At 44.8% G+C, this 433-nt stretch carries 1 protein-coding gene; it reads right to left on the bottom strand.

Annotated features, from left to right (window positions below):
• On the bottom strand, window positions 1-376 hold a 376-nt coding region (locus GFC01_RS18305; RefSeq protein ID WP_341474091.1), incomplete at its 3' end, for a YqhG family protein.
• Window positions 377-433 lie beyond the last annotated feature (57 nt).

The raw sequence follows: 433 nt of genomic DNA, 5'->3' as shown, positions 1-433 counted from the left end.
GATGAAGGCCTAATGATAAAAGCTTATCCTTCTTCCGGTCTGCCAGATAAGAGATTTTTACATTGAGACCAAGCCATGGCTCAAGGGCGATCTGGTTGTTCGTGAGCGGGCTGACTCGTTCATAAAGCCGGATAAAACGGCCCTGCTCTTTGACCGCCTCAAATATTTGAAATAACCGTGGGGAGCCGAAATGGATGAATTCACCACTGGTCGTATCACCCGCTTTTTTTTGATCTGTGATGAATGTCAATTGCCGCGGTTCAGGTACACCGCCAGTTTTTTCAAGCCAGTGCCAATAAAAAGGACGGTTCATAATTAATTTATCCATTTCGATTGTCAGCTGTACGGTCATATGTCCTGCACTTTCTTCTAATATGCTGCATTGATTCGCCTTGAAAAAACGGAGAAGAAAGGTGTGAATGCCATGCTGCTC

This window comes from Desulfofundulus thermobenzoicus, from assembly GCF_009428905.1.
Lineage (GTDB): Bacteria > Bacillota > Desulfotomaculia > Desulfotomaculales > Desulfovirgulaceae > Desulfofundulus_A > Desulfofundulus_A thermobenzoicus.
The sequence above is the reverse complement of the archived record's forward strand: the minus strand, read 5'-3'. Positions and strand labels throughout refer to the sequence as shown.